Annotated in this window: 3 protein-coding genes; all 3 read right to left on the reverse strand. The window is 62.8% G+C overall.

Going from position 1 to position 13,792, the window contains the following annotated elements:
* Window positions 1–126: 126 nt before the first annotated feature.
* The 3 genes from ACWJJK_RS19305 to ACWJJK_RS19315 all read right to left on the reverse strand — a co-directional run bounded on the left by ACWJJK_RS19305 (window position 127) and on the right by ACWJJK_RS19315 (window position 13,791).
* A complete protein-coding gene (locus tag ACWJJK_RS19305; protein ID WP_454128388.1) occupies window positions 127–10,320 on the reverse strand; it encodes a filamentous haemagglutinin family protein in 10,194 nt (3,397 codons plus the stop codon).
* 42 nt (window positions 10,321–10,362) lie between these two features.
* Entirely contained in the window at window positions 10,363–11,955 is a 1,593-nt protein-coding gene (locus tag ACWJJK_RS19310; RefSeq protein ID WP_454129055.1) for a ShlB/FhaC/HecB family hemolysin secretion/activation protein, read from the reverse strand.
* Window positions 11,956–12,219: 264 nt separating this feature from the next.
* Window positions 12,220–13,791: a hypothetical protein gene (locus ACWJJK_RS19315; protein ID WP_454128389.1), complete on the reverse strand. Its 1,572-nt coding sequence runs from the start codon at window positions 13,789–13,791 to the stop codon at window positions 12,220–12,222.
* Window position 13,792: the final 1 nt, after the last annotated feature.

A 13,792-nucleotide genomic window follows, 5' to 3' on the forward strand; every position in this document is an offset into this window, starting at 1 on the left:
CTGATTTTGAAAGCATGTATTGTGTTACATCAATGTTTCAGATACGTGACGATTTCGCCCCGATCGGGATGCCGAATTCAGGCACCTGGAGCGGAAAATCACCCGTCGATATCCCTGGATCGGAGATCAACTGCAGCCCGCCTTGCCATCCCTCACGTCGCCCACGCTGCAGTTGCCGAAGCCGATGACTTCCGTAGTAATCACGCTCAGCCCGGACTTGGCCTGGCCGGATTGAGCCTGCTGGCCATCGCCCGAACCGCCGACATTGGCCTGGTCCGTAGCCTGTTTGGCAGCGCCGGTTGCAGAATTGTCGACTCCTGCCGGTACAACCGGAGGGGGAGGGGCCGTGGGAACGCCAACCGTTCCCTGGGACGCCTGGATATTCGAGGCACCAATAACCGCGGTGGCCGCGATGACGACCTGGCCGCCGCGGATGCCCGCCTCGCCCGCATTCACCACGCCTTTCGGCGCTGCCAGAATGACCGATCCCTCGGGTTTGTCTGGCGTGCTGACGATCGCCTGGATGCCGCTGCCCGACACGATGGGAGGGAATATCGTTTTTTGGTTTCCTTCCTCGTCGAAGGTCGTAATAGGAGGCGGTGCTGAAATAGCGGCTTTCGCCCCCCGCCCGGCGTCGATGTCGCCTTCGGCCGACCAGATCACGATGTCGCCGCCGTCCATGGTAAAAACGCGCGACTCATTGACCTGGAAATCTCCTTTGACGAAAGCGTTCAGGTCCCCCTCGCGCTGCACGACGATGCCGAGTTCGCTTGCGTCCTTGGCACCGGTAAACGCCACCGCCAGACCGGCGTTCACCAGCCCGCCCGGAACGGTAATATCGATGTCGCCGCCATCTAGCGTCTTGATCTTGCTGAAGAACAGTTTCAGATCGCCTTGGTATTCCTTATCCGGGAATAGCGTTTGAATCGCGTCGAAACCTCTCTTGTACTGCCGTGCGCGTTTGGCTTCGTCGCTCTCGGCCGCCGCCGCGGAGGCGGATTGGCGAATTTCGTTGAAGAGAATTTTCAGCAGCTCGCGCCGTTGACGCTCGATGGGCAGGGTCTTGAAGTAGGCCAGCGAAGCTTCGGGATCTCGTCCGCCGATGTCCAGCTTGTAGCTCCCGGAATCCAGATAACGCGCCATAAACGCTTCGACGTCCATTTTTCCGGCCAATCCGGTCTGCACGATGATGTTCGCGCCGCCGCTGCCCAAGGCCGGGTTGAACAATCCGCCGATGGTGGAAACGCCGTTCGACGACCCGAGATCGATGCTTCTCCCGGCGAGCAGTTGCAACTCGCCGGGACCCGCCAATTCAATCTGGTAGTCTACGTTCGCCAATCCGCCGACGGGATTGCGCGGGGACCTGAACCGAATATCCCGTCCGGCGTGAATGACGGTGATATCGTCGTCCCTCAGGTTCTGCCCCTTGAAGGTGAAATCGCGTATATCCCCCCCGGCCTTGATGACCGCAGCTTTCGGCGTGTACAAGCGGAGCTCGTTGCCGCGTCGGAACGCAATATTCCCGTGCTCCGCGACGACCCGCACCGGAACCGTATCGGACGCATGGACCGGCACGGCTGCGTGAATGAGCTCGGCGCGTCCGCGCGGATCGAACCGGGCGTCCGCCGTGGTGTCACTGCCGGACATCACGGATGCCGGAATTTGCGGATTCGGGAGAAGCGCTGGATCGGCGTCGGACATGTTGATGTCGACGAACCCCCCTCCCGCCCCGGTGCTTATGTTATTGGCGGCGAGGAGCTCAAGCTGTCCCCGCGCAGCGGGATACATCTTGAACGAACGCTCGATCGAAATATCGCCGGAAAAGGCGGTGGCCTTGAGCGTCCCCGGATAAATCGACGCGGCGAATTTGCTCTCCGACGTCAAGCTCCCCAGGGCCAGCCGGTCGGTATCGTTCTGCAGCGTCACCTTGCCGCCGACGGACGACAAATCGATCGCACTGGCATCGCTGTAAGTGAAGAAATAGCTTTCGATTCCCGAAATATCCGGCTTCTTGATTTGTTCCAGAACCGTCGGATTGAAGGCCGCGCCCAAGGTGAGATTCTGCCGGGCGGAAAGCTCGAATTGGGAGGACCCCAGCGCCACTACCGGAGCGAGACCGTTCGCCCCGATCCCGAAATTGCCGCCGGCCCGCATGCGCCCCTCGCCAAGACCGGTGAAATAGACGCCGCCCAGGAGATCCTTGCCGGCCGAAACATCGATATTGCCGCCCCCCTGAACCACGAACTCGTTCGTCAGGAAGTTGACAGGGTCGTCCGGGCTTGCACGTTGCCCCACCGGCTTGCCGGTCGTGGGAACCATGACCGACAGATTCTCCACGCTGCCCCCGGCGCTGACCCGGACGTTGCCCCCGCCCAGGGCGCCGACGTTCTGATTGAAAAACCGGCTATCCGGTGCGTCGGGATCCCCGCTCAGATTGATGCCCCACATGGTCGGCCGTTCCTCGGTGTGGTCGTTCCGACGACTCCAGTCGCCGGTCCGCACCAGCCAATCGGTCATCAATTGGCCGGTAGCGGCGCCCTTAATGTTGCCGCCGGCTTTGATCGCGATATCGCCGCCGTCGACCGGATATTCCGCATAGAATCCTAGCGCCACCAGCAAATCGTCCATCGAGCCGTAGCGCCGATCGGCCGCCGGATCGTCCGAATCCCCATCGGTCGGACGGCCGACGGTATAGACCGCCGCGGCGCGATCAGAGTCGGTGGCTCCTTCCTCGAACACGATATCGCCTCCCGCTTCCAGCGTGATGGTGCCGGTGCCCGTGCGAACCACCTGATTGGCCGCCAGATTGATGTTATTCGCGGCGGTCAGGCGGTAGCTCCACGAGCGACCGGGCTGCAGAAAGTCCTGATAATCGGGAAGTACTCCGGGAAGCACCGAACCGAGCGCGAAGGCATCGGTCAGCGAAGCGTTGATATCGAGGTTGCCGCCGGTCGCGTTGAGAGTGAGGTAACCGGGAATGCCGTCCGGATGCCACGATGGATAGTCCGAGGCGAAATCCCAGGTCGACACGAGTTTCAGGTTCGCTCCGCGCACTTCCACCCCAGGAGTTAGCTCGATCGCTGCCCCGGATTCGTCTACCAACGCGGGCGGAGTGGCCATGAAGGTCTCGATATCGCTCCGGAAGGCTTCGATTCGGGCCGCGTTGATGTCGCTCTCACCCTCGAACACCCGTGTCGCTTCCAGATCCGCCTGCGACGCACCCGTGATTTTCGTGCGGATGTCCGTCACGGCGACGTTCCCTCCCGCGTCGCGCCCGGTGCGAAGATGCACGAATCCGCCGGCGCCGGCGCCGCCGCTGCCGCCCGAGACGTCGATCAAGCCGCCGGACGCGGACAAGTCGAGCAGGCCCGATCCCGCGTCGTCGGGATGCACCGTATCCAGCGTCACGCGGCCGCCGCGCTCGCCTTCGCCATGCGCGGCGGCTCGTAGACGGGCGCCGCCACCGAGCACGATCCCGTTGCGGGCCGCGATCTCGATCTCCCCGCCTTCCGTTCCGGACGCGTCGATCTCGCCCGAGATATCGACCGCGCCGTCGTCCGCCCGCAGGCTGAACCGGCGGGCAAGGACAACATCGCCCCCGCCGATCGCGACGTCGCCGCTACGCTGACGCAGATCGATTTCATCGGCAAAACCCGCATCGCGCAGATGAGCATTGAGCGCCGAGAATCCGCCGGGCCCGAAGTCCATCTCATCCAGCATCAACGAGCCCTGCCGGTAACCGTCGGCCGCACCCGCGGTGACCTGCCCTTCCCAGCGGAAGGTTCCGTGCGGTGCCCGTATGCTCAGGAGGCCGGCATCGCCGCCGCCTACGGCCCCCGCCAGATTGACCGATGCTCCCGATGCGAAATCGATATTCCCCGAGTTCGCGACCAGATTCAGCCGACCGGCCGGAGCGAACCGGACCTGATCATCGAATTTCACGCTTCGTCCGGAAAGGTCGATACTCGAGCCGGCTCCCACCAAGATATCGCCGGTCAAGGCGATGAGATCCAATGCGCCGCCCGGCAAATCGAAACGGCCTTGCTGCACGATCGCGTCGGCGGTAATCGACCAGGCCGCGCCCAGCGGCGCCGAAGTGGAATCGGGAACGTTGCCGGTCGTCCGGACTGCCACGGTGTGACCGCTCGCATCGATCGTCGTCGTCGATCCCGACGCCCCGGTGATCCGGCCGGCCGCGAGAACGAGGTCGCCGTCCGCCGAATATTTTCCCTCTCCCTGCCCGCCGAGGTTTTCCGCGGCGTTGAGAGCGACCTGCCGAAATCCGGACAGCGCGAAGTTTCCGCCGCCCAGCGTGATGTTTGCGGCATCCAGCGTCAGCGTCAGCGTCCCCTCCCCGTTTCCCGCTCCGGCAGTCGCCGGGGAGGAAGTATTGGCCAGAGTGATCGCCTCCGCCGAAATCCTTGCTTCGTCGGATACCTCGGCGAAGCCCCGCAATGCTGCGGCATCGATGGTAAGCCGCTTTAGACCGACGGAAACGCCGTCGTAAATATTGACGTCCGAGCGACTGGTCAGAATCAGGTTGTTCGCGCCCAGGGCGCTCACCTGCCCGGACGACAGGACCAAACCGCCCGTACCGGCAGGAGCCTCGCCCAAGCTGATCGCGCCGGCGCGGAACTCCAAGTCTCCTCCGGGAATTTCGACGGTTCCGTGGAAAACGGTGTCCTTGGTGGAGTCCAGGAGAATCGAACCGGAAGACTTGAGGAGGGCTCCGGCTTCGACCGTCAAAGTCCCGCGGGCTCCGCTGACGGCCTTGTCCCTCGTGACCGTCGCAAGACCCGACGACGATACCCGGACCAAGGCGCCGTTGCTGTCCGCAGCTCCGGTCTTCGGATCGTTGCTCACCAGCAGGGTTTCGCCCGACGATTCCGTTTTGCCGACGCTCTCCACCGCCGCACCTTGTGCGATAGTCAGATTTTCCCGTGCGGCGAGAAGGAGTTCCTGTCCGCTCAGCCGCGCCCCGCTGCCAACGATCACCGAGCGCGAATTGACAGAGAGCCTTCTTCCCGTGTTTTCCCGGCTCCGGGAACCGCCCAACAAGATACTTCCGACGTTCAGGTCATTGAGTTCCTCGGCGACCAAACCGACATAGCCTTCTCCGATCGCCGCGAGGTCCTCGCGGCGCCCCACCACCGCCAGCCGGTCGGCGCCGATATCCAGACGCCCGCCGAGCCCTCCCGAGGACGAAGACGCCAGAACCGTCCCGCGTAAAGACAGGCTGGCCTCCGCGAACACGGCGACGGTACCCGCGGAAGCGGGCAAGTCCGGTACCGGCTTTTCTTCGGCTGCGGCTTTCTCCTCGAAGAACTCGTTAGCCAGATACTCCTGATATTCGGAGCGTGTTCTGGCGATGTCGCCGGTCTCCACGGCGAATCCGCTCCAGCGGGAGTCGCGGATGGCCGTTCCCGCCGCCTCCCATTGCCCGGCGACGATGGGTACGCCGTCGAGCCTGCGCGCGACCGAACCCGGCGTGACGTCCTGCGTTCCCGGCTCCGGCGAGATCAGGTAGGCGCCGGGCAGCAAGGCGTAATGGGCGGGCAGCAGTGTGTAGTGGCCTTCCGGCAGGCCCGATCCCCCGGCGAGGTAAACGCTGTCCCCGACCGTCAGGCCGGAGCCCGGAAATTCGATGGGATCATAAGGAGTCATGAGTCCGTTAAGACCGGGAATCACCGCAAACGACGGCCTATAGGCGAAACTGCCGTCCAGGAACCCCGGGTCGCCCGGATTCAGCCAGTCGACGGAACCCCCTTGTCCCTTGACGAATTCGAAGGCATAGAGATCGCCGCTGCCGGAAATGTCCACGGTGGCGCCTTCCTGGAGAGCGACCTGGCGGCCTCTCAGATTGATCCGCTTTTCCGGCAGCAGCTCGGTACCCTGTTGCAGGTCACGTTCTAAGCCGAACACGCGGTTGTTATTCTCGGCTAGGGGAAAAATCCAATCGAGACCGCCTTGCGTCCGGCCGAAAGGAACGATCAATCCTTCGCCGGAAACCGAGGCGAGGCTTCCGCTGGTCAGTTCGAGCAAATCGTCGGCGTCGAGCGTCAACGTGCCGAAGGGCGCTTTCAACACTCCCGAGCTGATGATGTTGGGCGCGTTGATAGTCAGGCTGCCTCCCGCCGAGAACACGGGGGAAGAAGCGCGCCCCGACGACTCGATTCGTATGGTGGCGCCCGGCGCATCCTCGACCCGGATCGCATAATCGGTGAGGGTCGCCGGATAGATCTGCGCGGCGCGCAGCTCCAGATCGCCGGCGATCCGGAACTCGCCCTTGTAGTCACGCTGGGCGTTGGCATTCGTAATGATGCCTCTAGCGCGTATATCACCCGAGCTGTTCAGGTTCGCGCCGGAAAAGCCCTGGAGACTCGCACCTCCGATCAAGTCGATGGCTTGCGCATTGATGGCGAGAGCGCCGGCGCCGGAAGTCGCCGCCGGAACCACGCGGCTATCGGTGGACCCCAGCGCAGCATAGGCGGCTTCAAGTACGACCCGTCCGGCATCCGTCGAATCCTCCCGCTGCCAGGAAATCTTGGGCGCATCGAGCACGATTTGCCGCTCGGCTGCCAGGGAAACGTCCCCGGAAAACCGTATTTCTCCGACATTGCCGTCACCGTTGGATCTCAGCCTGACGGAAGCGAATCCCCCGTCTTGTATCTGAGCGCTCTCGACCAAGGCCTGTGCGTAGAACCGATCCGGGATTTTGGCGCCCGGAGCGAGACCGTCGGGAATCAGGGTCCGATCCGATGCGGAGACCTCGATGACACGAGGGATGGGAAGCTCTTGGTCGGAATTCGGACCATCGTCCGGGAACGGCACCCCCCCGATGTCCCGCGCTTTGAGGCGTAGACGTTTATCCAGCTCGATATTGAGACTGCCGCCGCCGGCGTTTGCGCCGCCTGATGCCGCGCGGAAAGAGCCGTCCCAGAGAATGCCCTCGGCTGCGGTCAGGTTCACCGTGCCGCCGCGCGAAGCGACCAGCCGGGGAGTGATTTCAAGGCCCAGGCCGCCGCTCGTTCTTTCGAGAATATCCAGCGTGCGGGAAGAGCCCGAGGCATCGATCAGCGAATCCTCCTGCGCGAGAATATAGCCGCGGCCGGCGACGAGACTGATTTTGCCGCCGGGCAGCAGTTCGCCCTTGCGAAGCCCGAGAGGATCCAGCTCCGGCTTGAAAGCGCCGCGCGCCAGCAACCGGCTCCCGGTCTCCAGCCAGATCGCCTGGGAGTCGTTGAAGCCCCGATCTACGTTCGGTTTGGTGATTCGGAGCGAGATTTCACCCGAAGGGGCGTCTATCGTGCCGCCGAGGGCAATCCCCGTATCCGAAGCCAAGGCCACTTTTCCGCCCGCATCGGTGCGAATTTCGGCGCCGCGTTGAACGGTCAGCCATTCCTTGCTGTCGTAAGTATTCGCCTGATCGACCGCCAGGCTCAGGATAGCGGCGGGGCGGAGAAATTCCGGCAACTCCACGATGCGGCTGTACACGGCCAAATCCCCGCCGTCGGGCAGCGACTCGAATCCCTTCCCCAACTCCAGTGTGCGCACCAAGGGATGGACCAGCCCCGGGGTGACGGTTATGCCGAACACGTTCGACGTCAGCCGGTAATCCGTAAACCCGCCTCGCTGGAAAAAATCGGACGGCAGCACCAGCGGCTTCAACACGGAACCGGCATGCGGAACCACCGGCCCGTCGCCGATGGCGATCTCGTTGGTGGTCAGGCTCAGGGTGCCGCTCCGGTCGATGCCGAATCCACGCAAATCCCCGTCCAAGACCAGACTCGCGCCGTTCAAACCGGTCGCGGCCAGACTGATATCGCCTCCCCGGCCGGCGGTAAGGCGGCCGTCCGCATCCAGCCAAGCCCCGCCGCTCACGTCGATTCGGCTGCCGGCCTCCAATACCAGATCCCCTTCCCTGGTCTTGATCGCCACCGTTCCGCCGTCTATGGCAATCGGAGAAAAGCGGTTGCTTCCCGGAAGATCGGGCGTATCGTTCACCCATGCTCCCCGTGCATCGATCGCCGCGCCGGAGGCCAGCGTGACCTCGCCGGACGTCGGTGTCCCCGCGCTCCCGAGAGATTCGAGACTGATCGATCCGGAGGGGATGCCAATCTCGCCGGCTACGTCGATTCGGTCCCCTGTAAGCTTGAGGCTGCCGCCGGCCGGAAGCGCCAGACGGGCGTCGTCCTGTATCGTGATTCCCCGACTGCTTTTCACGGCCACATGCCGGGACTCCGAATTCGCCAGGGCGCCGGTGTCCAGCACCAGGGGCGCGGGGATGTTTTCGCTGCCCGACCCGCTCTTCGGAAACTCATCCTTCTCGCCGATATCGCGAACGATGTGGTCACCGGCAAAGACGACCGCCTGCCGCCCCTGGCCGATGCCTACGTCGATCGTCAAGGAACTTCCCGGCACCCGATTCCCGACGGTGCGCTGCAATCGGCCGTCGACCGTCTCTCCGCGCAGTACTCCGTCCAGCGCCACGCGGTAGCCGCTCAGTTCCAGAGCTCCGCCTGGCTTTCCCTCCACGTAGCCCGCCTCGAAGCGGCCGAGACCGAGCGGCCCCGGAATCGACCAGCGGCGGGTAATGCCCCACTTTTCGTAAACCTTGATCACTTCTCCGAACACGCCGTCGTAAATGCGGTTCGGATCCGCTTCGCCGATATCGTATAGCCGGCCCTGCGAAATCAGTTTGGTAGTGCTGATGTAGCCGTCGCGATACGAGACCGAGCCTCCCGAATAATCGAGCACCGCGCCGGGTTTCACGATCACGTCGCCCTCCGAGCGGATTCGGATCGTTCCGCCTGTGGTACTGCGCTCGTCGATATTCCGCTCGATGCGGGCCAGCGCCCCCGAGATATCGGCGATCTTGATCGGATCGCGGATATCCACACGCACGGTCTTGCCTTTCAGTATCCCGTTTTTCTGCAACGGCGAGTCCCGCAGCTCGAAAGAGCGCAACTCCACCTCCGCCACGTTTCTCTCCATCGGGAGGGAAACGTCTCTCAGGCCGGAAGCATCGATGCGGCTCCCCGGCTCCATGTATATCCGGCTGTCGTTCTCGACCCCGGCGACCAGCGGCGTGGCCGGACTTTTCGTAGCGGTTAGCTCGATCTCTCCCGCCGGGGCGTAAACCGTCGAATCCTTGCGAAGCACGATCTTGCTGCCGCTGATCTCGATTTTCGAGCGTGCCTGGGGCTGGGCGTCCACGGCGGTTTTCGACTTATCCGAGTCCGGAATCACCTCCGTAACACTGTTCGGTCCCAGCTCTACCGTAGCTCGTGTCCCAAGTCCGTCCCCGAGATCCTGGACGCGGGCCGTGCTCATCGGACGCAACAGCTTTCTGCGTCCGCTTTCAACGGTTTGGTGGCCCTCCCGCGCCAGCAAGCGTACCGACCCGTTCAGACTGACCGAGGTGGTAGCCGATACCCGGCCTTCTTGATTGACGGCAAAACCGATCAGGGTGGCATTGCCTCTTTCCGTGATGATCTTGCCGACGTTCTTGACGTCACCCCCGGTCTCAACCTCCACCAGAAGCCCTCGGATGCCGGAATCGGGATCGGCTTCCTGCAGATACACCTTGTCCGTCGCCGCCGCCAGAATCGTCTGGCCGTCCGGGGTCTCGATGGTCCCCTGGTTCACCACCGACGGCGCGGCAATAATGATCCGCCCGCCTGGAGCATTGGTTCTCAATTGAGCGCCCGGCTGGACGAAGATTTGGATTTTGACTTTTTCACCGTTCTGGTCGAAGACGAAACGGCCTTGCGCGTCCTTGAGATAAGTCTCGCCGCCCGCTTGCAGCGCGGCGGTTCCGTCCTGGTCGAACGCCTTGGTAATGCCGCGCTTGAATACGTCCTCGCTGATGTTGAGCGTGGTGGCAACCAGCGAATTGACGTTGACTTGGGCGTTCTTGCCGAATACGAAGCCGTTCTTGTTAACGAGATAAATCTGCCCGTTGGCCGTCAGGGCACCGAAAATGCGGCTGGGGTCGTTTTGATGGATGCGGTTCAGGGCCACCGAGGTAGCGGCCGGCTGATTGAAGTGAACGGCATTCTCCGCGCCGATGTTGAAACTCTTCCAGTCGAGAATGGCTTTGTCCGTCAACTGGTTGATCACCATCGTGCCGCCATTCACGCTGCGGGTGGCGTTTCCCAGGGCCGCCCATACGTCGGCGGCGACCGGCAGCTCGGCATGGACCGGCGGCGGGCTTGCGCTAAGCAAGATACCACTCGCCATGCATGCCCGCACTGCGGCAGCGAGCGGCTTCAGGGCAATCGTCTTATTCTCGGGTTTATTCCGGTTCTTAACAGACATCCTCTTTACCTCGATACTTGCGCCCGTGGTACTGCCTAGGAATCAGAACTCGTAGGCCACGCGAAAATCCACCCGCTGTTCGCCCACGTCCACCGTGCCCTGCGAATACAGCGGATACCCCCAATCCAGCTCGCCCGTCACATGCTGAAACATCCGAAGCCTCAAACCCGCGCCGGCGGACGCAAGCCGATAAAAGCTCGGATTGGCCGGAAGCGGATCGACGATCCACAGATAGGCCCAGTCGAAAAACGCCAGCGCCCGCAGCTGATGCGTGAAACCCCATCCTTCCGCGATCAGCGCCGGGCTTTGCAGTTCGACCGACAGGTTCACGCCATGGTCGCCCAACTGCTGGGTTTGGTAGTAACCCCGGACGCTCTGCGGTCCGCCCACCGCGAACTGCTCGTTGCTGATGAGGGGCGAGTCGGTTACCTGCCCGGCCCCCTTGGCGAGGAACCGCAAGCCGAGCGGAAGCTCCCGCTCGTGTCTCAAATCGGCCGTGAAGTACAGATAATTCGCTCGGGCGCCGAAGCGCTTGTCCTCGAATTCCTTCTGCTCGTTGCCGAGTCCGCGGACGGAAAAATGGGAGGCAAGGCTCATGGCGGTCACGGCGGACTCGTCCCGCCACGTGCCGTCGTAGCTCAAGGTAAAGGGAGCGTAGGTGATGGGCGTGTTCTGCTGATCCTGCCCCACCAGGCTCAGGCCCTGATTGAATTCCTTGTAGTCGAATCCGAAAGTGAGGCTGTGAAAATAGCCGTCGAGCGGCTCTAGCGGTTTCACCACGCGCAAGCCGAAAATGTTGCCGGTACCCACTACCGACAAAGCTCCCGCGGTGGCGATCTGAGTGTTGGAACTGATGCCGACGCCATACAGTGCCAGCCGGGTATCGGCGATTCCGGTGGGCAACACGTAGGTTCCGGCCCACACTTCCACTTCGTCGTAGTTTTCGGGACTTACTTGGTATTGCAGGGACGCGCTATGGAAGCGCTGCCAGAGATTGTCGTAACGCAGCGAGGCGATCAGCCGGGAACGGCTCGTGCCCTCGCTATTGCGGCCGTTCATCTCCACGCTGCCGTGCAGCGGCAATCGGTCCTTCACCTGCAACTCCACTTCCAGCTTGCCCGGCGTCGATCCCGCGCGGAGGATCGGCGTGATCTCCCGGTCCGGCGATTCGCCCCCCAGTTTTGCCAACTGGCCCTGCACCGCCGGCATATTGGGAATCTCCCCTTTTGCGAGTGCCGGCACGCCCTCTCTGATCTTTCCGAGAGAGTAATATCGCGATCCGGTGATCTTGAGCCGCTCCACCTGTCCCTCCGTCACCTGGAGCCGAACGATGCCCTGATCGACGTCCTGTTCCGGAATATCCACCAAAACCGTCTGAAAGCCGGCTTTGTGGTATGCCGCTTCGAGCGCCTCCCGAGCCTTCTCCACGTCGTCGATGCTCTTGCCCGGCCCAAGAAAGGGGTAGACCGTCTTTTCGACGGTCTTCGATTCCAGCACGGTATTTCCCTCGACCAGGTATTCCATGACGTCGAAAATCGGCTGTTCCGCCGGAGCTTCTGTCGCCGCATCGGGCGCGGCGGTGCCGGCGCCGGGCGGTTCCGCCCAGGCTTCGCCGAACCCCGACAAGAGAAGCACAAACAAGGACGTGCAACTTATCTTCGGCAAGCTCGAATTCGGAAAACGTATAAACAAGGTTTTTCTACTTCTTCTATCCGCCCCTGCGGGGCACCTTCGCAATCGCGGCTCGCCGGACCGAAAACACCCGTTAGGCCTGTCTTCGATCGCTCGCCGCACAAACGCAAGCGGGGGATGGGCGAAAAGCCCCATCCCCCTTCCCTGCCTTGGCCGCGAGCCGAATGGCCCGCGGCCCTTCAGGCCTCCCAGCCGGTCCCTTGTCCTTTACAGATCCAACAGGTTCTTACCGCTGGTGGTGTTGACGACAGGCGCGCGGCAGTTATCCAGCGAAGCACCCTGCTTGTGGGTTAGGTTGATCGTCGGATTGTTGGCCGCATCGAACGGGAAGGTCTGGGCGTTGGTGCCGTTGGTGCTGAGAGCCAGGAAGCCCGACTGGCCGAACGGATGATTGAACTCCACGTTCAGGTCTTTCACGATCGACGGCTTGCTGGCGTCCTGAGCGACCTTCTGCAGGATCGTCAGCACGTCTCCCGTCGGGCCGCCGACCGAAGCCTTGCGCCACTGGAAGGTCTGCTCAACCCAATCCGGGTAGCGGCCGGCAGCCACCTCGGCCAGCGTGGGCGCGGCACCGTCGATCTTCACGAAGCGGTAGTTCTTGCGAGCGATGGAATTGCCGTTCTTATCCCTGCCGGAGTTCTTTTCCAGGCTCTGTATGCCGATCGCCCAGCGCTTGCTGTTGCCGGAATTGCCGCCGCCGGTGTTGGTGCCATCGTTGAAATCGGCCAGGCAGTTGTCCACGTCTCCGGAACCCGACTGGCCGATGCCGTTCAGGGCGAGGTTGGTCGAGGGGACGATCGGTCCGCTCAAGGCATTGCTGCCGGACACCGGAGGCACCGCACCACTCATGCACGGATTGTTCAGGAATACCGCGTTGGCTTGCGCCTGGGTGCCGGAACCGTCGACGCGGCGGCAGACAGCCACCTTGTTGTCGGTCAGGCCCATGCCGCCGGAATAGCTGGTGAAGAAGTCAGAGGAAGCGCCACCGACCTGAACCTTGAATCGATTCCAGTTCTGCACCTTGCCGGCCAGCAGCGAAGCGACCTGTTCGGAGCTGAGACTGGGCATGCAATCGGGATTGCTGTCATCCCCCAGCACGCAACCGGCGGGGAGCCGGCCCTGGTCCATCTGCGCGTCCTGCAGGGCGGTATAGAGAGAGAGCGTCACCGGGATGCCGAACACCAGGCCCGCGGCCGGGGTCACGTCCAGCAAGCTGGAAACCTGGCTGGCTGTGACATCCGGCTGCTTCACGCCGCCCTCGATGGGCGCGTTAGGACCACGGAACAAATCCGGGTTGACGTCGCTGACGCCCAGATCGGACTCGTGCAGAATGGTGTCGCCCGCATTGGCGAGCGTACAGCGATAGAATGTGTCAGGGCCGGTCTTGCTGCAGTTGCCGTTATTGATCTGCATGTGCGTGATCGCCTGATCGAGGATCAGGGGCGTTACGCCCTGCGCCGAGCCGCCCTGCGAACGTTTGTGGAACAACACGTTCGGGTTGACGGTGCTGAGACCGGTCACCTTGGTGGAGTCGAGAGTGCAGAAATAGGCCGAGTGCTGCGCTCCCGGCTTGGATGCGTTGGCGTTGTCGCGGTAGATGTCCAGAGATCCGGCCACGCACAGTTCGGAAAAAAGCGCTTCCACGCCCTTGTCCTGCGCCGTGGCGCCGGATGCCCAGATTTCGATATCCACGGCCGCGCCGGGAGCGAGAGCGAAGGCTTCGCCGGCGCCGAGCAGCGCCGTTGCCGCCATGGCGACAGACAAACGATTGAATTTCATC

It is taken from the genome of Methylocaldum gracile (genome assembly GCF_053646815.1).

Excerpts from the sequence above, each read along its gene's own strand:
- ACWJJK_RS19315 (WP_454128389.1), bottom strand. The coding sequence starts at position 13,791 with ATGAAATTCAATCGTTTGTCTGTCGCCATGGCGGCAACGGCGCTGCTC.
- ACWJJK_RS19305 (WP_454128388.1), bottom strand. The coding sequence starts at position 10,320 with ATGTCTGTTAAGAACCGGAATAAACCCGAGAATAAGACGATTGCCCTG.